Source organism: Pseudomonas sp. MLB6B, assembly GCF_054508135.1.
Map to the genome: position 1 here is coordinate 148413 of NZ_CP199313.1, position 23239 is coordinate 171651.

General features: G+C 64.1%; 19 protein-coding genes and 3 pseudogenes. 8 read left to right on the forward strand and 14 right to left on the reverse strand.

Annotated elements, in window-relative coordinates; all coding sequences use genetic code 11:
• Positions 1 to 33 precede the first annotated feature (33 nt).
• From ACSMEV_RS00530 to ACSMEV_RS00550, 5 genes are all read right to left on the reverse strand, one after another.
• Positions 34 to 2433 (reverse strand): DUF3772 domain-containing protein, encoded by a 2400-nt coding sequence (locus ACSMEV_RS00530; RefSeq protein ID WP_459206825.1) that lies wholly within the window; start codon positions 2431 to 2433, stop codon positions 34 to 36.
• Positions 2434 to 2913: 480 nt separating this feature from the next.
• Positions 2914 to 4236: a DEAD/DEAH box helicase gene (locus ACSMEV_RS00535; protein ID WP_459206826.1), complete on the reverse strand. Its 1323-nt coding sequence runs from the start codon at positions 4234 to 4236 to the stop codon at positions 2914 to 2916.
• Positions 4237 to 4290: 54 nt separating this feature from the next.
• Positions 4291 to 5214, reverse strand: coding sequence for a drug/metabolite exporter YedA (yedA, locus tag ACSMEV_RS00540; protein WP_459206827.1), 924 nt, complete (start codon positions 5212 to 5214; stop codon positions 4291 to 4293).
• Positions 5215 to 5324: 110 nt separating this feature from the next.
• Positions 5325 to 5804 carry a LabA-like NYN domain-containing protein gene (locus tag ACSMEV_RS00545; RefSeq protein ID WP_459206828.1) on the reverse strand — a complete coding sequence of 160 codons (480 nt, stop codon included), beginning with the start codon at positions 5802 to 5804 and terminating at the stop codon, positions 5325 to 5327.
• Between the two features lie 148 nt (positions 5805 to 5952).
• A complete protein-coding gene (locus ACSMEV_RS00550; RefSeq protein ID WP_459206829.1) occupies positions 5953 to 6693 on the reverse strand; it encodes a DUF2076 domain-containing protein in 741 nt (246 codons plus the stop codon).
• Positions 6694 to 6848: 155 nt separating this feature from the next.
• Here ACSMEV_RS00550 and ACSMEV_RS00555 point away from each other — a divergent pair, with 155 nt between their 5' ends.
• Positions 6849 to 7505 carry a YciC family protein gene (locus ACSMEV_RS00555; RefSeq protein ID WP_459206830.1) on the forward strand — a complete coding sequence of 219 codons (657 nt, stop codon included), beginning with the start codon at positions 6849 to 6851 and terminating at the stop codon, positions 7503 to 7505.
• A 103-nt stretch (positions 7506 to 7608) separates the two neighbouring features.
• Here the strand turns inward: ACSMEV_RS00555 and ACSMEV_RS00560 are convergent.
• Positions 7609 to 7803: pseudogene (locus ACSMEV_RS00560) on the reverse strand (IS256 family transposase); the annotation flags it as partial.
• Between the two features lie 161 nt (positions 7804 to 7964).
• On the opposite strand from ACSMEV_RS00560, the gene ACSMEV_RS00565 reads away from it, so the two are divergent.
• Positions 7965 to 8303, forward strand: a complete 339-nt coding sequence (locus ACSMEV_RS00565) for a hypothetical protein (protein WP_459206831.1) — start codon at positions 7965 to 7967, stop codon at positions 8301 to 8303.
• A 155-nt stretch (positions 8304 to 8458) separates the two neighbouring features.
• Here ACSMEV_RS00565 and ACSMEV_RS00570 read toward each other — a convergent pair.
• The 4 genes and pseudogenes from ACSMEV_RS00570 to hrpB all read right to left on the reverse strand — a co-directional run.
• Positions 8459 to 8527: pseudogene (locus tag ACSMEV_RS00570) on the reverse strand (hypothetical protein); the annotation flags it as partial.
• Positions 8528 to 8890: 363 nt separating this feature from the next.
• Positions 8891 to 9744: pseudogene (locus ACSMEV_RS00575) on the reverse strand (IS5 family transposase).
• A 597-nt stretch (positions 9745 to 10341) separates the two neighbouring features.
• Positions 10342 to 10743: a type II toxin-antitoxin system death-on-curing family toxin gene (locus ACSMEV_RS00580; protein ID WP_459206832.1), complete on the reverse strand. Its 402-nt coding sequence runs from the start codon at positions 10741 to 10743 to the stop codon at positions 10342 to 10344.
• Positions 10744 to 11090: 347 nt separating this feature from the next.
• Positions 11091 to 13610, reverse strand: coding sequence for an ATP-dependent helicase HrpB (hrpB, locus tag ACSMEV_RS00585; protein WP_459206833.1), 2520 nt, complete (start codon positions 13608 to 13610; stop codon positions 11091 to 11093).
• Positions 13611 to 13692: 82 nt separating this feature from the next.
• On the opposite strand from hrpB, the gene ACSMEV_RS00590 reads away from it, so the two are divergent.
• The gene (locus ACSMEV_RS00590) at positions 13693 to 14112 is read left to right on the forward strand and encodes a polyribonucleotide nucleotidyltransferase (protein WP_459206834.1); all 420 of its coding nucleotides are present in this window, start codon (positions 13693 to 13695) and stop codon (positions 14110 to 14112) included.
• Between the two features lie 42 nt (positions 14113 to 14154).
• Here ACSMEV_RS00590 and ACSMEV_RS00595 read toward each other — a convergent pair whose 3' ends face one another.
• Positions 14155 to 15162, reverse strand: coding sequence for a hypothetical protein (locus ACSMEV_RS00595; RefSeq protein WP_314491978.1), 1008 nt, complete (start codon positions 15160 to 15162; stop codon positions 14155 to 14157).
• 146 nt (positions 15163 to 15308) lie between these two features.
• Complete coding sequence (locus tag ACSMEV_RS00600; RefSeq protein ID WP_459208270.1) at positions 15309 to 15560, reverse strand: PsiF family protein; 252 nt, start codon at positions 15558 to 15560, stop codon at positions 15309 to 15311.
• 228 nt (positions 15561 to 15788) lie between these two features.
• Between ACSMEV_RS00600 and osmE the strand changes: the two genes are divergently transcribed.
• Together osmE and ACSMEV_RS00610 are read left to right on the forward strand one after the other, a co-directional pair.
• Positions 15789 to 16130: an osmotically-inducible lipoprotein OsmE gene (osmE, locus tag ACSMEV_RS00605; protein WP_459206835.1), complete on the forward strand. Its 342-nt coding sequence runs from the start codon at positions 15789 to 15791 to the stop codon at positions 16128 to 16130.
• A 50-nt stretch (positions 16131 to 16180) separates the two neighbouring features.
• Positions 16181 to 16711 (forward strand): ferritin-like domain-containing protein, encoded by a 531-nt coding sequence (locus ACSMEV_RS00610; RefSeq protein ID WP_296265974.1) that lies wholly within the window; start codon positions 16181 to 16183, stop codon positions 16709 to 16711.
• A 419-nt stretch (positions 16712 to 17130) separates the two neighbouring features.
• On the opposite strand, the gene ACSMEV_RS00615 is transcribed toward ACSMEV_RS00610, so the two are convergent.
• Positions 17131 to 19194 carry an AsmA family protein gene (locus ACSMEV_RS00615; protein WP_459206836.1) on the reverse strand — a complete coding sequence of 688 codons (2064 nt, stop codon included), beginning with the start codon at positions 19192 to 19194 and terminating at the stop codon, positions 17131 to 17133.
• 339 nt (positions 19195 to 19533) lie between these two features.
• On the opposite strand from ACSMEV_RS00615, the gene ACSMEV_RS00620 reads away from it, so the two are divergent.
• The 3 genes from ACSMEV_RS00620 (at position 19534) to ACSMEV_RS00630 (ending at position 22002) form a co-directional block, all read left to right on the forward strand.
• Entirely contained in the window at positions 19534 to 19989 is a 456-nt protein-coding gene (locus ACSMEV_RS00620; RefSeq protein ID WP_459206837.1) for a phage infection protein, read from the forward strand.
• Between the two features lie 192 nt (positions 19990 to 20181).
• Positions 20182 to 20814, forward strand: coding sequence for a TetR family transcriptional regulator (locus tag ACSMEV_RS00625; RefSeq protein WP_459206838.1), 633 nt, complete (start codon positions 20182 to 20184; stop codon positions 20812 to 20814).
• Between the two features lie 78 nt (positions 20815 to 20892).
• Positions 20893 to 22002 carry an AGE family epimerase/isomerase gene (locus tag ACSMEV_RS00630; RefSeq protein ID WP_459206839.1) on the forward strand — a complete coding sequence of 370 codons (1110 nt, stop codon included), beginning with the start codon at positions 20893 to 20895 and terminating at the stop codon, positions 22000 to 22002.
• Between the two features lie 58 nt (positions 22003 to 22060).
• Here ACSMEV_RS00630 and ACSMEV_RS00635 read toward each other — a convergent pair whose 3' ends face one another.
• Positions 22061 to 22828 carry an SDR family NAD(P)-dependent oxidoreductase gene (locus ACSMEV_RS00635; RefSeq protein WP_459206840.1) on the reverse strand — a complete coding sequence of 256 codons (768 nt, stop codon included), beginning with the start codon at positions 22826 to 22828 and terminating at the stop codon, positions 22061 to 22063.
• Between the last annotated feature and the right edge of the window lie 411 nt (positions 22829 to 23239).

Consider the following 23239-nt stretch of genomic DNA (forward strand, 5'->3'; position numbering starts at 1 on the left):
CCGACGCGCACAACCCTAGGGTGGCGGGAAGCTTTATGCCTGAGGCTCCCCCGCTGGCGACTCATTCTTCAGCAACACCATGCTCTGCGGCGACGACAGCGCAATGCCCTCCTCTCGCAACGTATTGAGAATGCTGAACAGCAGATCGCTGCGCGCCCCACCCACCTGGCGCGGGCCGGCCACGTAGCCGCTGGCCGCGAGGACCATGCCGGTGGCGGTGATGTCCTTGAAGGTCACCGACGGCGCCGGGGCGTCAAGGATGCCTTCGTGGGCTTGGTAAGCCGCCAGCAGCAGCTCGCGCACGCGGGTGGCATCGGTGTTCAGCGGCAGGGTCAGGGTGATGCCGACCACGCCCAGGGCGTTGGCCATGGTCACGTTGCGCACGTTCTGCGAGATGAACTGCGAGTTGGGCACGATCACCGTGGAGCGGTCGGACATCTGGATTTCCGTGGCGCGCACGTTGATGCGGCGGATGTCGCCCTCGACCCCGGCCAGGCTCACCCAGTCGCCGACCTTGACCGGCCGTTCGGTGAGCAGGATCAAGCCGGAGATGAAGTTCTGCACGATCTGCTGCAAGCCGAAACCGATACCCACCGACAGCGCGCTGACCACCCAGGTCAGGCTGGTGAGGTTGATGTGCAGGGTCGACATCACCACCGAGGCGAGGACCAGGAAGCCGATGTAACCCACCAGCGTCACCAGGGACGCACGCATGCCGGCGTCCATGTCGGTGTCGGGCAGCAGGCGCTCGCCCAGCCAGCGCTTGAGCACGCGGATGGCGAACAGGCCGGCGAAGAAGATCGCCACGGCGAGGAAGATGTCTTGCGGCACCAGGTTGAGGTTGCCGAGCACCTTGCCGCCGCTGCCGTCCCATTCGCCCAGGCTCATCAGCAACTCGCCGGGGCTGGTGCCCGACGGCAGGAAGGCGAACATCACGGCGACGAACAGCATCAGCGTGCGCCCGACCCCGGCCAGGATGGTGCTGGCCTGGGCCTGGTGGCGCTGTTGCAGGCCCAGGGCCGAGGCCAGTGCCAGGCCGCCGGGCTGACGCGGCGACAGCAGCGCTTCGCACAGGTCGCCGAACACCGTGATCATCAGGTAGGCGCAGGTGGCGACCACACTGATCCACAGCAGCTTGGCGGTGAGGAAGTACGACAGGGTCAGGAAGCCGGTGAGCAGCGCGACGAACATCGCCGCCACCCACACCGACATCACGAACGGAATCAATCCGGCAAGACCGGTCGGGCGCGGCAGGTTGTGCAGCCTACGGGTGCGGCGGTAGCAGACCAGGGCGGCGATGAACAGGATCGACACCACCAGCGCGGTCAGGCCGTTGGTGGCCAGGGTCAGCGCCAGGCTGGTGCCGATCACGCTGTTGATGCGCTCCACGGTCAGCAGCAGCATCAAGGCCAGGGCCAGCACCTGCGGGAACCAGCCCAGGGCGCTGGCGACCTGGTCGGGGATCGGCGGCAGGCGCCAGGACGGGCGTTGCAGCATCAGCATGGCGCGGCCGAGGCCGGCGACGAAGGCGCTGAACACCACCAGGGTGAGGATGTGGTTGGTGACGCTGGCCAGGTCGCTGCTCAGTTCCGCGCTGCTTTCCAGGCCCCAGCGCACCAGCGACACGGCGCCGCCGATGGTACTCAAGGTGGCCAGAGCCACGCCCAGGGCCAGGGCGCTACGGCGCAGGCGGCCTTCGGGCAGCCAGCGCACCACCAGGTAGCCCAGGAAACGCTCGAGCAGGCCACGGCCCACCGTCCACACCGCCAGGGCGGCCAGCAAACTGGTGAGGAACAGCCAGCGGTGCTCGGCGCTGAAGGCGCTGGCCACGGCGTCGGCGGCGTCGCTGCGCAAGCCGTCCAGGCGCGCCATGTCTTCGTCGGTGGGGCGCACCAGGGTGGACCAGAACGCCGGGCTCAGCGGGCTGGCCGCGCGGCTGCTGATCTGTGAGTTGAACAGGCTGCGGCGCAGGTTGACGATCTGCGTGGAGAGGTCGCGGGCCGATTGGGACAGCTCGGTGGCCTGCTGCTGCTCGGCTTGCAGCGACTTCTGCTGGGCGGTGAGTTGGCGCCGTTGCTGCTTGAGGCTGTCGGCCTCGTCGGCCTGGGCCGGGCCGACCACGCTGAGCTGGTCGACCACCCGCTGTACGTCGGTGGTGCGCTGGGTAGCGAGGTCGGCAGCTTGGCGCTGCACCTGCAAGGCCGCCTGGCGCAATTGCGCGAGCAGGTCGTCGTTGGCGTTGCTGGTCACGCCCTGACGGATCTGGTCGAGTCGGGCGTTGAGCTGGTCGAGGTTGGCGTTTTCATCGAGCGTCTGTTGCTCGACGGCGGCCAGCCGTGGTGCGGGGTCGTCAGCCGACCAGGCGGGCGTGGCGACCCACAGCAACAGGGCCAGCAGGCCCATGCAGAAACGGTCAAGGCGGGTGCGCCTCATGGGGGTGTCCTCTTTACAGCTCGTTAAAGTGGGGAATTCTAAGCGGCCCGACGCAGATCCTTTATGAAAATCTTGCAGGCGCGACCGTTTCGACGTTTTTAGGTCGCGACGGGTGACAACGCCGTCCTGGATCCAGGCGCTGCGCGCTGGCTGTCGGGAGGCGTCGCGGCCATTGGGCCGGCGACGCCGCCCTGGCTTCAGGCGCCGCCTATTGGCTGTCGAGAGGCGTTGGCGTCACTGGGCCGGCGGTGCCGGCCATCGCGGCTGAAGCCGCTCCTACAGAGGGGGGTAAGAACTGAGGTCCCGGATAGATGGGGCGCAGCTCAAAGCCCTGTGGGAGCGGCTTTAGCCGCGATGGGCGGCGACGCCGCCCCGAATTCAGGCGCCGCATACTGACTGTCGGAAGGCGTTGCGGCCATTTGGCAGGCAGTACCGGCCATCGCAACTAGCCAAAACACCGAAACCGGCCCCTCCCAAGCATCACTTCTTCTTACGTGGACCACCGTTGAAACTCGGCGCCTTGCGTACGGGCTTGAGGTCGGGAGCGGCATCCGCGCCGCTGTCCATCCACTTGCCCAACCCGCGTTTGGCAGCGCCCTCTTTCGGCTTCTTGGGCTTTTTCGGCTTCTTGATCACCTGACCGCTGCCGTCGGTCTGCGGCACGCGGTGGTCGGGGATGAAGTCCGGTTCGTCGTGGCGCGGCAAGGTCTGGCGGATCAGGGTTTCAATGGCGGCCAGCAGTTGCACTTCGTCGGCGCACACCAGCGAAATCGCTTCGCCCGTGTTGCCCGCGCGGCCGGTGCGGCCGATGCGATGCACGTAGTCTTCGGCGACGATCGGCAGGTCGAGGTTGACCACCAGCGGCAGGTCGTCGATGTCCAGCCCGCGCGCCGCCACGTCGGTGGCGACCAACACCTGGATCTCGCGCTGCTTGAAGCTGTCCAGGGCGCGCTGGCGGGTGGCCTGTGGGCGGTCGCCGTGGATGCCGTCGGCCTTGAGGCCTTCGGCCTGCAAGCGCTCGACCAGTTGGTCGACGCCATTGCGGGTCTTGGCGAACACCAGCACCTGCCCCCACCGCTTCTTGCGCAACAAGTGGCAGAACAGGTCGGCCTTGCGTTTCTTGTCCACCGTCACCAGCCACTGCTTGACGGTGCTGGCGGTGGCGTTGCGCGGGCTGACTTCGATGCTCAGCGGGTCTTGCAGCGCCAGGCCGGCGAGCAGGCGGATCTGTTCGGAGAAGGTGGCGGAGAACAGCAGCGTCTGGCGCTTGCGCGGCAGAGCGGCGTATACCGCACGCAGCTCTTCGGCGAAGCCCAGGTCGAGCATGCGGTCGGCTTCGTCGAGCACCAGGGTCTGCACCTGGTTGAACTTGATGGCGTTCTGCCGGAACAGGTCGAGCAGCCGGCCGGGGGTGGCCACCAGCAGGTCGACGCCACGGCGCAGGCGCATCATCTGCGGGTTGATGCTGACCCCGCCGTACACCGCGTAGGTGCTGATCGGCAGGTGTTCGGCGTAGGCGCGCAGGTTTTCGTGCACCTGCTCGGCCAGCTCGCGGGTGGGCACCAGCACCAAGGCGCGGATGCTGTTGCTGGCGACCTTCTCGCCTTCGAGGGTCAAGCGTTGCAACACCGGCAGGCCGAAGCCTGCGGTCTTGCCGGTGCCGGTCTGCGCCGCGGCCATCAGGTCGCGGCCGGCCAGTACGGCGGGAATGGCCTGGGCCTGGACCGGGGTGGGAGTGGTGTAGCCCAGTTCCTGCAAGACACGCAGCAAGGGTTCGATCAGGCCGAGGGTGGCGAAAGTCATGGCAATACCGTCAGGGGTTCAGCGAAGGCGGCGAGTTTACCGCAACGCCCTGCCCTACTTGCACATTTTGCCGGCCAGCGGTGCGGCCTGGGTCGGCGGCGTCCTGCGCCACTGCGGCACGCCGATCAGCACCACCGCGCCGATGATCACCGCCATGGCCAGGCATTCCTCGGCGCCGATCCGCTCGCCGGCGAAGAGGATGCCCAGCAGCACCGCGACCGCTGGGTTGACGTAGGCATAGCTGGTGGCAGCAGCCGGGCGCACGTGCTTGAGCAGGTACATATAGGCGCTGAAAGCGAGGATCGAGCCGAACAGCACCAGATAGGCCAACGCGCCCCAACCGGCGGCAGTGGGCAGGTGCGTCATGCGCTCGCCGCTCAGCACGCTGCCGATCAGCAGAATGGCGCCACCCAGCAGCATTTCACAGGCGGCGGCCATGGCCCCTTGCGGCAGCGGCAGACGCTTGCTCCACACCGAGCCGAAGGCCCAGGCGGCCGCCGCGAACAGGATCAGCAGCGCGCCCAGGGGGCTGGCCTGCAGGTTGGAGCCGAGGTTGAGCAGGCCGATGCCCACCAAGCCCAGCAGGATGCCGGCCCACTCCAGGCGCGAATTGCGCTGGCCGAACCACAGCCCGAACAGCAAGGTGAACAGCGGCACCGTGGCGATCGCCAGCGCCGCCACACCGGAGGCCACGCCGGCATGCTCGGCCAGGGTCACGCCGCCGTTGCCGCAACTGAGCAGCAGAAAGCCGATGGCCCCCGCAGCCCGCCACTGCGGCCACGTCGGATTGGCCACACCGCGCCAGCGCAGAAACCCGTAGAGCAAGGCCCCGGCGGCCATGAAACGCACACCGGCCATGAGCAGCGGCGGCCAGGACTCGACGCCGATGCGGATCATCAGGTAGGTGGAGCCCCAGACCAGGTACAGGGCGAGGAATGCGCCGATCAACAGCAAGGGGAAACGACGGGGGGCAGGCATGGTGGCAACTCGAAGTCCATTCGGGGCGTTCGAGTCTACGACCTGCTCTTGGAAATTCTTAGTGACAATTACTGACGAAGTGGCCCGTACACATTGGTTTGAATTTGTGCTCAATGCCGCAACAACAACCGTCCTTCGATCGGCTGAAAGCGGCTCGCAGCCCGAATCAACGACATCGCCGTAAGCCCCGGTACGCCATACACTACCGCTTCCACGCTATGGCGCTGGATCACCCGCTCCAACAGCAGATCGAAATCGCCGTCGCCCGAGGCCAGTACCACCTGGTCGACCCGGCTGGCGGCGTCGACCACGTCCAGCGTGATACCCACGTCCCAATCGCCCTTGGCCGAGCCGTCGCTACGCTGGATGTAAGGTTTTAAACGGACCTGGAACCCCAGGTTGCGCAAGATCTGCTGGAACTGCTGCTGTTTGGCGTCGCCGCGGTCGATGGCATAGGCCACCGCTTCGACGATCTCGCCCTCGCGGCTGAGTTCGGCCCAGAGTGCGGCGTAGTTGAAGTGGCAGCCGTGGGCCTGGCGCACGGTGTAGTAGAGGTTCTGCACATCGGCGAACAGCGCGATCTTCTTCACCTGGGGCTCCTGGGACGGGGGCTGCGGTCGCCGGGGCTGGGCGACCTGGGTCGGTTTGCGCTATGGGTCGACCGACCTTGGGGCAGCCTGGACACGCATCGAACGGGCGCCAGGCGCCCGCAAACGGCCAGGGAGTATGCCAGACCTGTCAGATGAACGAGTCGTCGTCGGCGAAACCGCCGCCGTCGTCGCTATCGTAGTCGGCGTCGGTGAAGCCGCCGTTGCCTTGGTCATAGCCGTTCTGGTCGGCCACGTGCTGCTGACCGCCCGAATCCTGCCAACCGCCGCCGTCACTGGCCGGCGCAGGTTGTTCTTCGATCACTTCGACCACTTCCTGCGGGTGCGAGCCATGGCCGAACAGGCTGCTGATGCCCTGTGCCAGCAGCACCCCACCGGCCACGCCGGCGGCGGTCTGCATGGCGCCACCGAGGAAGCTGCCGGCCGCACCGCGGGCCGGCGCGGCCGCTGGGACCGGGTTGGCATAGGGTTGCGCCGGGGCGCTGCCGGGCGCCGGGTCGCGCCAGCCGCCAGTGCCTGTGGGTGGGCTGCTGGGACGGGACTGCGCCGGTGGGTTGGCCGGCTTGGCACTGCCACCAAAGAGGCTGGACAGGAAACCGCCACCGCCATTGCCGCTGTCGCTGGCTTGGTTGGATGGCGCGCGGGCCTGGCGCAGGTCGGCCTCGAGCTGCTTGTTCTGTTCGTCCAGGCGCTTGAGCGCCGCTTCCTGGACCAGGATCGCCTGGGCCATGTAATAGGCGGCGGCCGGTTGCCGGCGCAGGTGCTCTTCGATACGCGCTTGGGCCTGGGCGTCGCGCGGCTCGGCGGCCGCTTCGGCCTGGCGCAGACGGTCGAACAGACCGTCGATCAGGCGTTGTTCTTCACTGTTCATCTGGGCTACCTCACAGAGACTGAGTGGGCTGTCGGACCCGCTCAAGGTGGGGGGTAATGCCCGCCGGTTCAATCGCCGGGCCGATGAAACTTTCTTCAGCCGCCGGCCCCGGTGGGCTAAAGTGGCGCCTGCTTTCGGCCATGCGATATCGACTGATGAAACCCTTCACCGTTCTGCGCGATTCCCTGTATTTCTTCCGTCTGCACCTGCTCGGCATCGCCAAGCTGTGCCTGCCGGTGGTGTTTCTCGAAGCCCTGTGCACGCACCTGGTGCTGCAACAGTTGGGCGAAAACGCCGGCTACGGCTACGGCATGCTGGTGAGCCTGCTGTTCTACCCGCTGTACACCGCCGGGCTGATCCTCTACCTCGACACCCGCAGCCAGGGCCAGGACGTCGCCTTGCGCAACCTGTTCGCCCGAGCCCTGCAACTGTGGCCGCAAATGGCGCTGCTGGTGCTGCTCGGCTCGCTGCTGATCATGGCCGGGCTGACGCTGTTCATCCTGCCGGGCGTGTGGATCATGCTCAAACTGGCCTTCGCCGATTTCCTCGTTGTACTGCGCGGACGGCCAGTGCTGCAGGCGATGCGCGACAGCGCCAACCTGACCAGCGGGCATTTGCTGACCATCCTGATCTGCATGCTCTCGGTGCTGGCGCCGCTGTGGTTGATCGACGGCTTGCTGCTGATGGCGTTTCCCGATGCGCAGGCTGGGGTGATGATCGCGATCGACAGTGTGGGTGGGTTCTTGCAGTTGTTCAGCACGGTGGTGCTGTTCCGGTTGTTCATGTTGCGCGAGGCGCAGTTGCCGGCGTGAGGGTCGGCGGTACTGCCGTCTCTCGCCACTACACCGCAGTTGGGATTGTCGGTTTTTGTCTGCCGGCCAATTACGGCCTGTCACTAGGCAGGCTTGGATTTCATCAGGCCGGCCCTACGAGCCGATCTCCATACAGAATTGCAAATGGGTTCATCGCGCTTTTCCAATCATGCGCAGCCGAGCCCGACCTTGCTGTGATGCTGCGCAGACCGAGCCAGATCGGTTCGGTCGCCGCGCCATCGTTCGAAAAGTGCGCGCGGGTCTCGATGACCTTGTTTAGCTGAGCGTTGATACGCTCGAGCATCCATGGGGTGAACAGCACATCAACCAAATATCACGGCCATGAGGCAACAGGGACAATGAACCAATACATGATTGATGGCATACGGACAACGTTACTGTAAGGATCTCGGTATTAAAATGACGCGCATAAAGATAATGGCCACCCAAGGAGATCAAGTGAGCTTTTCCTGTCCTTTCGGCACAGGGTGGGCTAAGTGGGGCGTTAAGTCACCGGCAATAGGTGCTTGCTATGACGTTGAATGGGATGTGGATGACGATTTTGAGTGGGGAAGAAATATAAAGGATGCGTTGGAGGCTACCTCCGCCATCGAGACGGTGGGCAGCACCCTATTTTTTGTAGCTCAGGCTTTAACTTACGAAAGCGACAAGATATTAACGATCTCCTTGGGCGGCGACGTAATATTTCTCAATGTAAGCTCTGCACCAAGCACAAGTGGATACGTTTGTTTTTTCACAAGCACGGACAATCTTACGTTGTACCCTGTTGAGCTTTAACATAGCCCTACGCAGACTATTAGCACCGCTTTCTTGAGGCAATGAGACCTCACCACTGAATCGCCCCAGGTTTCGTAGACACCCTTCGAGAGGAAGGGGGTCGCGGGATTTGACTACTCACGCCGTCGAATGACCTCGGTAAAGCTCAAGCCTAGTCACCCCTTCCTCGGCTTCGCCCGCGCCGTCGCCTCCGCCACCAGCGGATCGTCCGGCCAGTAATGACTCGTATCAGCTAACACTCCAGCACACTGACAAGCTGTATGCCGCCAGTTCCCTGGGGCTAAAGCCGCGACGCCGAACTGCCATTGACAGTCAATCCTTCCGAAAAATGTTGACTGATTTCGGCTTGTCTACGCCCATGATTGACACTCCTTTGAGCCTAGATCGCTGGTTTTAGCGAAGACATTGACAACAGCGTCCCGGCTAACCTTGATCAGGTCTGGGCTAGGGACGAATTCGATGTCTGCACCGAGGCATTGAAAGCCTCGGCGCCTGTGCCTTAGCCGGAGCAGACAACGCGACACCAAGAACCGGATGATGAAGGCATCGCTTTCACAACAGATGCTGGCGGAGTAAGGGAGGTGGGGTTAGGCACTGTACGAAAAGTAATGTCGCAAACACCGCATGGCACAAGCTAACGAGACCATCGCTGCGTAGCTTTTCGCGAGCTTGTCGAAGCGTGTAACGATGCGGCGGTTCTCTTTTAACCAGCCGAACATGCGTTCGATGATGTTGCGTTGCCGGTATTTCGGGCGATCAAACAAGCGAGGCAAGCCGGGCTTGGGCTTGCGTTTCATGGTTCGCAGAGGGATCACCGGCTGCATCCGGTAACGGTCACAGTAACGTCGCAGCGCTTCGGCATCGTATCCCTTATCAGCCAAAAGCTACCGACAGCGTTTGCGAGGGCGGCCGCGCAAACTGGGGATATAGGCTTCATTGAGCAAGGGCTGAGCGTACGAGATATCGCTGGCCTGCCCGCCCGAAATCAAAAAGCGCAGCGGTACGCCATTGGCGTCACAAAGCATATGGATCTTGGTCGTCAGGCCTCCGCTACTGCGGCCTAATGCGTGGTCTGAGGGTTCATCAGGCCCCCCTTTTTCCCGGCGCCAGATGAGGCTCGGGTTGCGCGTACAGCAGTGGAGTCGATCATCCAGGTTTCCAGGTCGATCAATCCTTGCTCGTTCAGCTTGATGTGCAGCCGCTTGAGCATCAGGTCGAGCGCTCCTTGGTTACGCCAATCTCGAAACCGCTGGTAGACCGTTGACCAGGGGCCGAAGCGCTCGGGTATGTCGCGCCAGGCGGCGCCTGAGCAAAGCACCCAAAGCACGCCATTGAGCATCAAACGGTCATCTGCTCTCGGCCTACCGCTGCGCCGGGGCTGTTCAAAGAGATCAGCAACCAACTCCCAGGCTGCATCGGGGATTTCGTACCGCTTGACCATCGTGGCCTCCTGCCTTCGATGGGCGCGAACTCTACCGAATATCAGTGTCCAGGTGCGGTGGCGGCGGTTTCAAAGGATTTCGTACAGAACCTAGATCTGCGAATCGAGCTGCTGGATGATTGAAGCACGTCCCATTTCGAATTGCCTCAGCGTAGTGGATGAAGTTGCTTCGAACTCCTTGGGTGTGCGCTCAAATCATGCAGGTGTTCGGGTTCAGCTGGTGCCTCTGAGGGAGCTCGCGAGAAATAGATCTTCACGTTCTACTCGATTAACACATCCGGACCAAGCATAGGCTGTGGCACGCTTGACCCGTGACTTCCGACAATCGCCGCAATGAGGGCTGACTATGAGCTGCCCTGGTTGACGCGAATGTTGACGCTCAAATTGAGCCTGATATTGACTGGCTTGTTTTTCATTCCAACCATACCTTAAGTAAAGGTAGAGGTGTGGATTCACCTTGCTTATGGCATTTACAGTTTTGAAATGCAGCGTCATTTCAGGAGGGTTTTGAGCTGCCACAACCCGCAGTTGGCTACGGTTTTTCGCGGAAAATTTGACTGAAACAACGCTCTCCTTTAAAACCGAAGAGGCTTACCGTTATCGCCTCTGATTTTGAGAAGCGATGAATGAGGAATAAAGAACGTCAGCAAAATCAAGCTCGCTGATTTCACCGACTACCAGATCCCTGACAGCATCCGCCACCAAGTCGTTATCCAGAGTAATTTCATAGTCATTGAGCGAAAGATATTCCAAGCCCACTGCAAGTCCAGTGCGCTTGTTGGCATCAGGTAATGCATGGCCTCGGGCAATGCTGGCGGTATATTTGGCGGCGATTTCAAATACATCATCAAGACCGTCATAGGCGATCGCATTGTCGATTCTGGCCAGCGCACCCTGCAAGATCGAAAGATTCACCACTCCTTTCATCCCAGGCTCGGTAGTCAATATTTGAGTGTTTATCTCAATAACGCGCTCGAAGGGGAAAAAGATCAAATCCATTACATATAAGCCAGCTTTTCAAAAGTCTTCTTATGCGTTCTAAGGGCAAGTTTCGTTTCCGAACAAACGATCTGCTTACCCTGATCTCCACTCAAATCCAGCTTTTTGGTCGCTTTGATCTTGGGTCGTTTTACTATGGATACGCCATATGTATTCAGCTTTTGGTTCACGGCCAGGATTCTCTAATGACTTGAACAATTTCTACTCGCAAGGTAGCACACAACTTTGGAGCACGCATCCGCCCCTAAGGTCAACGGGCAAAGGAAATTGCCTCGCTGTCGAGATGGATGCGGTTGCTGGTTCGCCTACTTGAACAGTTCAATAAGCCCAGCCTCGCTCATACCTAGTCACCCCTTCCTCGGCTTCACCCGCGCCGTCGCCTCCGCCACCAGCGGATCGTCCGGCCAGTAATGCTTCGGATACCGCCCCTTCAGATCCTTCTTCACCTCGGCATAGGTCGTGCGCCAGAAGTTGGCCAGGTCCTGCGTCACCTGCACCGGCCGGCGTGCCGGCGACAGCAGGTGCAGCTTGAGCACCTGGCGGCCGCTGGCAATGCGCGGGGTGTCGGGCAGGCCGAACAGTTCCTGCAAGCGCACCGCCAGTACCGGCGGCTGCTCACTGTAATCGATGCGGATGTTGGAGCCCGAGGGCACTTGCAAGGTCTGCGGCGCCTGGGCGTCGAGCTGTTGCGGCAACGGCCAGGGCAGCAGGTTGCGCAGGATGCTCGGCAGGTCGAGCTGGCCGAAATGGCTGAGCCGGCCGACGCGCTCCAGGTAAGGCGCCAGCCAGTGCTCCAGGGTCGCCAGCAGGGCAGCGTCGCTCAGGTCCGGCCAGGTACGCGCCTCTTCCGGCTCCAGGCTGCGCAGCAGCGCCACGCGAGCCTGCCATTGGCGCAGCTCGGGGGTCCAGGGCAACAGCTCCAGGCCCTTGCGCCGCACGTAGTTGACCAGCGCCTGCACCCGCGTGGCGGTGTCGAGGTCGCGCAGCGGCTCGCTCGACAGCACCAGTTCGCCGACCTTGCGCTGGCGCTCGGCGCGCAGCACGCCTTCGCGCTCGTCCCATTCCAGTTCGTCGACCTGGCTGACTTGCTCGCTCAACACAGCATCCAGCAACTGCGGGTCGAAGTCGGCCGCCAGGTAGATGCGCTCTTCACGCTGTCCCTGCCGGCTACCCAGGTCGGCGATCACCAACCAAGGATGCTTCATCAACGCGTCGGGATTGGCGAACAGCGCGGCGCGGCCATTGGCCAAGCGGTATTCGCCGCCACCGGGCCGGCGTTGCTGGGCGATGCGGTCGGGGTAGGCGAAGGCCAGCAGCGCGCCGACCCAGCGTGGGTGCTGCGGGTCCGGCACGGGAGCCTCCGGGGCGCCGCGCAATTGCCCGCGGTACTGGCGCGCCAGTTGCCGGGCGCGCTGCACCCCGCCCTGCTCGCCGCGTTGCGCGCGCTGTTCGCCGCCGAGCAGGGCCAGGCGGCTATGGATGTCCGCACCCTCGGCGCCGCGTTGGATGTCGCGCTCGCCGAGCAGCGCGGCCAGGTCGCAGGCCAGGGCGCTCAGGCCCAGGTGCTGGCCGCGCAGCAGCAGGTGGGCGATGCGCGGGTGGGCCGGCAGGTGCGCCATGTCCTGACCATGGCGGGTCAGGCCGCCGTCGGCCTTCAGCGCGCCGAGGCGCCGCAGCAGGTCGCGGGCCTGGGCGAAGGCGGCGGCCGGGGGCGCATCGAGCCAACGCAGGTCGCCGGGCTGCACGCCCCAGCGCGCTAGTTGCAGTGCAAGCCCGGCGAGGTCGGCCTGGTGGATTTCCGGTGCAGCGTAGGCGGCCAGTTGTTCGTGCTGCGCTTCGGACCACAGCCGGTAGCACACCCCCGGCTCCAGGCGCCCGGCGCGACCGGCGCGCTGGGTGGCGCTGGCCTTGGCGATGCGCTGGGTCAGCAGGCGGGTCATGCCGCTGCGCGGGTCGAAGCACGGCACCCGCTCCAGGCCGGCGTCGACCACCACGCGCACGCCTTCGATGGTGATGCTGGTTTCGGCGATGTTGGTCGCCAGCACCATTTTGCGCACGCCCGCGGGCGCCGGTTCGATGGCGGCGCGCTGGGCGGCGAGGTCCAGTTCGCCGTGCAGCGGGCACAGCAAGATGTCGGCGCGCTCGCCCAGGGCCTCGGCCAGGCCCTGGTGGACGCGGCGGATTTCGGCCTGGCCCGGCAGGAACACCAGCACGCTGCCCGGTTGCTCGTCGAGGGCTTGCAGGCAGGCGGCGACCGCCCGTGGTTCGATGAACTCGCCGCTCTGGAACGGCGCCCCCCAGCGGGTCTGCACCGGGAACATGCGGCCCTGACTGGTGACGATGGGCGCGTCGTCGAGCAGGCGCGACAGGCGCTCGCCTTCGAGGGTGGCCGACATCAGCAGCACCTTGAGCGGCGGATCGTCGCGCAGCATCTCGCGGCCGTTGAGGGTCAGCGCCAGGGCCAGGTCGGCGTCGAGGTTGCGCAGGTGGAACTCGTCGAAGATCACCAGCCCCACGCCTTCGAGCGCCGGATCGTCTTGCAGGCGGCGGGCGAGGATGCCCTCGGTGACCACTTCGATGCGCGTCTCGGGGCCGACGTTGCTGTCGAGGCGGATGCGGTAACCGACCGTCTGTCCGACCCGTTCGCCCAGTTCGCTGGCCAGGCGCTCGGCGGCGGCGCGGGCGGCCAGCCGGCGCGGTTCGAGCATCAGGATGCTCTGCCCGGCCAGCCACGGCTCGTGCAGCAGGGCCAGCGGCACACGGGTGGTCTTGCCTGCGCCGGGCGGCGCTTCGAGCACCACCTCGTGGCGGTCGGAGAGGGCTTGGCGCAGTGCCGGCAGTACGGCGTCGATGGGCAACGAAATCATGGTGGTCCTCGGACGGGCCAGCGAGTATAACGGCCAACCAAGGCCTATGCCTGGGGTAAGGTTTTCGAATTTGGAGGTGTGTATGCGCGTTCGTGCTCGTTTCGTCGGTGGTGTTGTGATCGCCACCTTGCTGACCCAGTTGACCGCTTGCGGCACGCTGTTCTACCCGGACCGGCGCGGCCAGATCGACGGCAAGATCGATCCGGGCATCGTCGCGCTGGATGCCGTAGGCCTGTTGTTCTACGTGATCCCGGGCCTGATCGCCCTGGGCGTCGACTTCGCCACGGGCGCGGTCTATTACAAGAACGGTGAAACCGCCCAGGTGGGGCCGGAGAAGCTGCGCCAGGCCGTCGAAGCCGACGGCAAGGTCAACCGGGTCAAGTTGCAGGCGATTCTGGAAAGCGAACTGGGCCAGCGCCTGCCGCTGAACGACCCGCGCCTGATCGAGCACCGTGGCAGCGTCGAGCAACTGGCCGCCTACGGCCTGGTGCCCGCCGCCTGACCCACCCGGCCGAGCTGGCTGGGGCAGGCGCCCACCTGCGCCTCAGACCAGCTCGATGCGCCGCAGCTCGCTCTTGAGATAGGCGTAGTAGATCGGCCCGGCCACCACCCCCGGCAGGCCGAACGCCGCTTCGCAGATCAGCATCGCCAGCAGCAGCTCCCACGACTTGGCGCGAATCTGCCCGCCGACGATGCGCGCATTGAGGAAGTATTCGACCTTGTGGATGACGATCAGGTAACCCAGCGCCGCCAGCGCCACCCAGATCGACAGCGACAGGCCGACGATGGTGATCAGCGTGTTGGAGATCAGGTTGCCGATCACCGGCAGCAGGCCGAGCAGGAAGGTCAGCACGATCAGCGTCTTGGTCAGCGGCAAGTGCACGCCGAACAGCGGCAGCACCACGGCGAGGAAGATGCCGGTGAAGGCGGTGTTGAGCAGGGAAATCTTGATCTGCGCGAAGACGATGTTGCGAAACGCCTGCACCAGCAGGCTCAGGCGCTCGAACAGCGCGGCCGCCAGGGGCTTGCGCCGGGAAATGTCGGGCAGGCGCTGCAAGGCCACGATGGCGCCGAGGATCATGCCGATCAACAGGGTCACGAACATGTGCGCCATGCCCTTGCCGACCAGTTGCAGCTCGCTCAGATGGCCTTTGAGCCAATCGCCGATGGCCACCTTGAACTCGGCCGCGCTGGCCGGCAGGTAGCTGTCGATGAACGGCGGTAGCTGGCTACGCGCGCGGTCCACCAGGGCCATGAACTTGTCCAGCGACGCGCCGGGGTTCTCCGCTTCGTGCAAGAGGAAGCTGAAGGCGCCGGCTATCAGCAGCGACAAGGTCAGCACCACCAGCGTGCCGAGCAGCGCCACCGACAGCCAGCGCGCGCGCCGACCGGGGAGCAGCGGTTGCAGACGCGGGGTGAGCATGTTGACCAGTTCGTAGACGAGCAGTCCGGCGAGCAGGCTGGGGAGCAGTTTCAAAGGGAGCGCCAGCAACAACCCGGCGAAGACGATGATCCAACTGGCGATGGTGATCTGGCGGGGGGTGAAGGTCATACAGCCTCGACGGCAGACATCGGAAAGACCCGCAGTCTGCCAGCGTTCTGGCCGCAAACATAGTCGGCGCCAAGCACCGGGGTGAAAGTCGCGGAGCGGCGCACGGCGCCGATCGATCTACACGCCCTCCGCCTATCCGAGCCCTGTCACTTCTTCAGACAACCGCTCATGTACTCCTTACGCTCGTCGCCCTTCAACGCTTTGGCGCTGGCGTCGGCGTTGCACGTCTTCATCTTCTCCTGCTGGGTGGCCGGTTTGGCCTTGAGGCATTTGCTCATGAACGCCTTGCGCATGTCGCCTGTGAGCGACTGGGCCGTGGCGTCGGCGTTGCAGGTTTTCATCTTCTCCTGCTGTGCGGTGGCTGCGCTGCTGGGCGCGCTGGCTAGCATGGCCAGCATCAGGGCGGAAATGGCAAGGGCTTGAGGGGCGAATGTCCGGTTCATGGCAAGTCTCCTGGAGGCCGCACGTGGATGCGCGTGCTGAGAATGAGTGTAGACAAGATTTGCAACATCTTCCCCAGATGCTTGGTATCTGAAGGGGTTGACCAAAGGGCCACTATTTCGATCGAACTCCCGTCGCGCCGTGCGGTTCCAAACACACAGAGACCTCATCACGGAGCAGGACCCATGTACAAACAGACTTTGGCACTTCTCCTGGTTGGCGCTTCCCTGGCCGCTTGCAGCAGCCACCCGCAAAACCCGGTGGACCATGTGACCTTCCGTCACGAGCCGCTGGTCAAGCAGGTCGAGGACGGCATGACCATGCAGAAGGTCATCGCCATCGGTGGCAGCCCATCGAACGTGGTGGACCTGCCCAACGGCGGCACCTGCAACGACTACATCCTCAACCGCGACGGCAACCAGCAACCCTATTACGTACGTTTTGACGCGACCGGGCACGTCGATGCCAAGGGCTTCAAGACCTGCAAACAACGCGAAGAGGAACGCCGCAACACTCCAGGCGCCTGAACCTCTCACCCCATTACCTGAAACCTATTCCTGAGCTTTTGGAGATACACATGAGCCACGCCGAACTGACCGATGTACAAACCCTGCGCCAACGCGCCCGCCAGAACGTCGAAGACGGTCCGGTGACCCAGGACTACAAAGCCGACCGTGAAGAGATCATTCGTCTGCTGAACGGCTCGCTGGCGACCGAACTGGTGTGTGTGCTGCGCTACAAGCGCCATTACTTCATGGCTAGCGGCATCAAAGCCTCCGTCGCGGCCGACGAGTTCCTCGAGCATGCCCAGCAAGAATCCGAGCATGCCGACAAACTGGCCGAGCGCATCGTGCAGTTGGGCGGCGAGCCGGACTTCAACCCCGACAACCTGAGCAAGAACTCCCACGCTCAGTACGTCGCTGGCGCCACGTTGAAAGAGATGGTGCTGGAGGACTTGGTGGCCGAGCGCATCGCCGTCGAAAGCTACCGTGAAATCATCCAGTACATCGGTGACAAGGATCCGACCACCCGCCGTATCTTCGAAGACATCCTGGCCCAGGAAGAAGAGCACGCCGACGACATGGCGGATCTGCTCGAAGGGCTGTAAGCGTCGGGTGTTTCCCACGTCGTACCCAAGAGGGCCGCTAATGCGGCCCTTTTTTGTATGCGGGATTTCGGAATCTTGGGGCTTGTTTGGAGATTTGGCGCTGCTTGGGTTGGGGCTGCGTTGCAGCCCATCGCGACTGATCGGAGCGCCAAACCGGCCGCTCCTACAAAGTGGGGTTTGCTTTGAGACTTGGCGCTGCTTGGGTTGGGGCTGCGTTGCAGCCCATCGCGACTGATCGGAACGCCGAACCGCCCCCTCCTACAGTTTTGTACAAGGGTAACTTTCGTCGTTCATGCGGGCTCGTGTCGGAGCGGCTTTAGCCGCGATGGCCGGCAGAGCCGGCCCATACCTGTGCTTGACTCAAGCGGCGATACAGAACGCTGGAGCCAAGCTACAGCGACCTGCCCAACCGCCCCCGCCTACTTCTTGCCCTTGACCGCAGCCGGCGCCTTGCCCGAGCGCATCTGCTGCAACAGCGGTTTGCACTGGTTGTCTTCGTTGTCGCCCGGCGCGATCAGCGCCAACAGACCGGCAGCCGGACCCGCCGCGACGCCCAAAGCGATCATGCCGGCGCCGCGCAGGGCCAGCGGTACGGCTTGTACGCCGGCGCTGGGCTTGGCGAACGCACCGCGCACGTACAGCGGCGAGCGCAGCGAGAACAGGCGGAAGCCTTTGGATTCGGGTGTGATCTTCAGGTTCAGGCGCTCGGTGGCGAAGTTGGCCGTGCCTTCGACATAGATGATCGCGTTCTCGGTATCGAAGACGAACACCCGGGTACTGCCCAGCCCGTCCTTGATGCCTACGTCGGCCGCGGCGCAGTTGATCTTCACGTCTTCGTCGCCGAACAGCTTGTCGACGATGTAATTGCCTACGTTCAGCCCGGCGATTTCCATCAGGCTGCGGCTAATGGCGCCGTCGTTGATCAGCATGCGCAGGTCACCGTTGGCCGTCCCTAACAGCGCGGACACCGAGTTGCCTCGCCCGGTCAGGTCGGCGTCGCCGTTCAATTCGCCGAAACTGGTCTGCATGGGCGCGAAGGTGGGGAACAGCTGCTTGAGCTTGAAGCCCCGGGCGGTCATCTGCACATGGCCCTGCATGGGCGTGTCGCGCCCGTTCAGGCGGATGTTGGCCCTGAGGTTGCCGCCTGCCACGCCGAAGCGCAGAGGCTTGAGCTGCAGCAGGCCGTCGTCGAGCACGACATGGGCACCAAGGTCGGTGAACGGCAGTTCTTCGGTTTGCACGATGCGCTTGCCGCTGAACTCAACGTCGGCGTCCATCGCGCGCCAGCGCTCGGTGCGGAACTCCTCGACCGGCAGCACCTTGTCGCTTGGCTGCTTGCTGGCGCCGCCGCGCTTTTTCTGCTCGGTGTTGGAGTCGGCGCCGATCAGGGGCGCCAGGTCCTTGAACAGCAACTGGTTGGACACCAGCTTGCCCGACAGTTTGGGCCGCGGCTGGCTGGCGACGTAGGCCAGGTCGCCATGGATGTCGCTGTCGCCGATCTTGCCGTTGAAGTCCTGGTACTTGAACGAGGCACCTTTGGCATCGTGCAGGTTGGCTTGCAGGCGACCGTCGGTGGAATACGGTGGGGTATCGGGCAACGTGACGCCAGTCAGCGGGTAGAGATTGCCCAGGCTCTGGCCCGACAGACGCAGACGCAGGTCCAGAGCGCCGAGGTTGCGCGGGTCGGTCAGGGTGCCGGCTACCCGTACGCGGGTGTCGGCGGCACGTGCGTCGACCTGGACCGGAAACGGCTGCTTGGCGTCCTGCAAGGCCAGCAGGCCGCCGATCTTGCCGGTTGCGGCGACCGCCTGACCTTTGTAACGGCCCTCGGCCTTGAAGCCGAAGGCGTAATCCTGAGCACCGCCGGCTTTATCGGCGCTCGCCTTGCCGACGATGTCGCTGTAGGGAATGGGTTTGCCCAACGGGTCGATGCGTACCTTGACGCTGGTCTTCAGGGTTTCGTCGTCGAAACTGACGTTGCCTTCGTCGAAGCCGATGGCACCGATGTCCATCACCCACTTCGACGGCTCGGCGTTCTCGTCTTTGGGCCCGAAATCGAAATTCCAGTTGGCGCGGCCATCGGCCAAGCGCGTCAGGCTCGCGGTGGGTTTGACCAGGTCGATGCGCGGGATGCTGATGGTCTGGGCAATCAACGGCAAGGGTGCGAGGCGGAAGTCGACGCGCTCCAGGCCCACCATCTGCGGCTCCTTGAGCCAGTCGGGGTTGCCCAGGGTGATGTCTTCGGCGGTGAAATGCGGCCATGGCACCCAGGCGCGCCAGCCGCCTTCCTCGGGCGAACGGCGCCAATGCACGGCCAGATTGCCGTTGATGGCGAAGGGCCGGTGCAGGGCCTCGGACACTTTCTCGTTGAGCAGCGGCTTGGCGCGGTTCCAATCGAAGGTGGCGATGACCACGACGAGAATCGCCAGCAGGGTCAAGAGAGTGGCGAGCGTCCAGACGAGGACTCGAAGCGGGCGCGTCATTGCGGGGGTTTCTCCTGACGTCGGGCCATGCAACAGGCGGGATGAGCTGATGTTTAGTGGGACTGATGAAAACCGCCTGGGTTTAATCCCTTCCCGCAGCATAGCGAAGAATTTTCCGGGCACTTGGGGGTTATGGCGCGATTAACGCGTTCGGCCCAAGCCTCCACGATGCGCTGCGCAGGGGCGGTTTTCCTGGCCAACCGTTTGATAAGAAAGGCGTTTTCCGAACCATGAAAACGAATGATGTTCACCATCAGCCTGATGAAATGGTCTCTCCCGGCAGCGCGCGTAGCATGGCCTACATCCCCACTGTCCAGCGCCCCCAAGGAGCGCATCGCCATGAAATATCCACTGTTGCTGACCCTGTTACTCTCTGCCCTCGCTGCCCAGGCCTATGCGTTGCCCGCTCATGAGCAAGGCCCGACTGCCCAGGCCCATCCCAGCGACGCAGTGATTCTCAAGCCGCTGCAACCGGTCGCCGAGGGTGGCTCCGACCGCCTGATCGAACGCGACAACCGCATCGCCGAAGGTGGCTCCGACCGCCTGATCGAACGCGACAACCGCGTCGCTGAAGGCGGCTCCGATCGCCTGATCGAACGCGACAACCGCATCGCCGAAGGTGGCTCCGACCGCCTGATCGAACGCGACAACCGCATCGCCGAAGGCGGCTCCGATCGCCTGATCGAACGCGACAACCGCATCGCCGAAGGCGGCTCCGATCGCCTGATCGAACGCGACAACCGCATCGCCGAAGGTGGCTCCGATCGCCTGATCGAACGAGGCCATGTGAGTTGAGTCGGCCGGTGCTCGCACGCCCCGCTTCCACTCGTTCCTGTTCCCACCCCAGGTCCTGCATCGAACGAACCTCGCAGGCCCTGGCCTTCCCCCCAATCCCCCTCTGACCGCAGCCTCGACGCCCCACGCGGATTGACCACCCTTCCCGCTTTTCACTAGAGTGCGCTGCCGTACTTCCCAAGAATGTCGCCCATGCTGCCGCGCGCCGAACAGAAGCTCCAGACCCGTCAGGCCCTGCTCGATGCCGCCTGCGCGCTGATGCAGAGCGGGCGCGGTTTCGGTGGCATCAGCTTGCGCGAGGTGGCACGCAGCGCCGGTATCGTGCCGACTGGCTTCTATCGCCACTTTCCCGACATGGACGCCCTGGGGCTGGCCCTGGTCGCCGAAGTCGAGGCCACCTTTCGCGACACCATCCGCCGCGTACGGCACAACGAATTCGAGCTGGGCGGTATCACCGACGCTTCGGTGCGCATCTTCCTCGACGTGGTCAATGCCCACCGCACCCAGTTCCTGTTTCTCGCTCGCGAGCAGTACGGCGGCTCACAGGCTGTGCGCCAAGCCATCGCCCGCCTGCGCCAGGGCATCAGCTCGGACCTGGCCACGGACCTGGCGCGTATGCCGCGCTGGCAGCACCTGGACAGCGCCGGCCTGGCGATGATGGCCGACCTGGTGGTCAAGACCGTGTTCGCCACCCTGCCCGAGCTGATCGACAGCCCCGACCCCGACAGCCCCGAACCTTTCACCGCCCAGGAAAAGATCGCCCAGCAACTGCGCCTGATCTTCGTCGGCGCCCGGCATTGGCACAGCGCCCACGCCTTCGACTGACCCTCCTGCGCCCACCCGCCGAGCCCGGCGAGCACATCTGCTACCATGGCGCCCTGCCTGATCGTGACGAGCACCGCCATGCCCCATACCCCGCCTCCATCGCCCGCGTTGGCCCAGCGCCTGGCGCGCGTGCGCCAGCACTTCGACGACTGCATCGTGCCGCTCTGGCAAGGTCCGGGCTGGAACGCCGAACTGGCGTTGCCCTTCGAGGCGCTGGCTGCCGACCACCGGCCCGAGCCGGTCAAGCGCTACCGGGCCATGGCCTGCGCACGCCAGCTCTACCTGTTCAGCAGCCGCCTGCAACGGCCCGGTGCGGCGCAGCGTGCGGCGGCGCTGTTCGACTCGCTGCAACGCCACTTCGTCGATACCGAGCACAGCGGCTGGTTCTACAGCATCGATGCGCAAGGCCAGCCCCTGGACCGGTGCAAGGACCTCTACACCCACGCATTCATCCTGTTCGCCTGCGCGCATTACTGGGGCCAGGTGCGCGAACCGCGTGTGCTGGCAGTGGTGGAGGAAGTGCTCGGGCAGATCGAAACGCGTTTCCGCCGTGACGATGGCCTGTACGAAGCCAGCCTGGGCGAGGATTGGAACAGCCTGGGCAGCGGCCCTTTGCAGAACCCCCTGATGCACCTGGCCGAGGCCTTCCTGCAGGTGCTGGCCGTGCGCGACGACGCAGCCGTGCAGCGCGCCTTGCTAGCACTGTGCAACGCCTTGCAGCGCCAGTTCATCGACCCTGCTTGCGGCGTGATGCTGGAGAAACCGCTGGGCGCTGTGGACAACTGGTTCGAACCCGGCCACCAGTTCGAATGGTTCTTCCTGCTCGATACTTCGCCCTTGTTACGCGGCGGTGCCTTGCACCAGGCCATCGACCGCGCCTTCGCCCACGCCGAACGCCATGGCGTGCAAGGCACGGCGGTGGTCGCGACGCTGACGCCCGACGGCCGCGTGCTCGACGCCACTCAACGCATCTGGGCCAAGGCCGAATACCTGCGTGCGCTGACCTTGCGGCCCGAGGCGGACGATCGCCTGCTGCGCCAGTTGAACGCTCTGGAAGCCGAATTCCTGCATGCCGGCGGCTGGCACGAATGCCGCAATGCCGACGGCGCAGTGAGCCGCCACGACATGCCCTCCACCACCCCCTACCACTTGGCGACGGCGCTGGAAGGCTTGCGGCGGATCGGTTGAGCGTAGGCGCGGTGGTTACGAATGCGGCACCGCGCCAGCCGGTCTTTGAACGTGAGGATCAGCCCTTGGCGCTACGATCGATGGCGAAGCCCGCCCAGTCCTGACTGACCGGCATCACTTCCAGGCTGTTGACGTTGATGTGCGCCGGCTGGTTGAGCACCCAGAAAATGGTGTCGGCGATGTCGGTCGGTTGGATCGCTTCAGCGCCGGCATAGGTGGCGTCGTAGCGCGACTGGTCGCCGCCGAAGCGCACCAGCGAGAACTCGCTTTCGCATAGGCCCGGCTCCAGGTTGCTGACCCGCACGCCAGTGCCGCGCAGGTCGCAGCGCAGGCTCAGCGAAAACTGCCCGACGAAGGCCTTCGTGCCGCCGTACACGTGGCTGCCTGGGTAAGGGTAGTTGCCGGCCACCGAGCCGACGTTGAGGATCGAAGCGCCACGCCCGTGGGCGATCAATCGCGGTAGCAGCAGGCGCGTGGTGAACATCAGGCCTTTGATGTTGGTGTCGACCATGGTTTCCCAGTCGTCGAGATCGCAGTTCTGTGCGGCGTCTGCGCCCAGGGCGAGGCCGGCGTTGTTGACCAGGCCCTGCAAGGTGTCGAAGCTCGGCGGCAGGCTGTCGATGGCCGCCCGCATGGCTTCGCGGTCACGCACATCGACCACCAGGCCGACCACTTCGGTACTTGTGGACAACTCGGCGCACAGGGCGTCGAGGCGGTCCTTGCGCCGGCCGGTGAGGACCAGTTTCCAACCGGCCGCCGCGAAGCGCCGGGCGGTCGCTTCGCCGAAACCGGAGGTGGCGCCAGTGATGAATACGGTGGCTGTCATGGGGATTCTCCTTGGCCTATCAGGGCATTCAACGGTCGCGCAGCATGCCCCGCCAGGCCGTGGCACGGCAAGCCAGGCTTGCTCTGTACATAAATTGATCAACCCGCGCAAAGCCACGTGCCGCCTGGTGCCGGGCCAGCTATACGCACGTTATCCACAAGGCTTTCCCCACGGATTGGGGGCAATTATGCGCACAGGCTTCGAACAGGCCTCTGCAACGGTAATCCCGTCCACCGCTCCAGCCTTCTGGAAATGCCGTCTGTAGCATTCTGCACAAAGCTTTTGCACAGTTTTATCCACAGGCTTTTGGAGCACTCGGCGCTCAGCCACATGAGAAGCGAAACCCATGCACAGACAGACGTCGCTGGCACTGATCAAAAAACGTACAAAACCATACAGACCTTGGCGGTC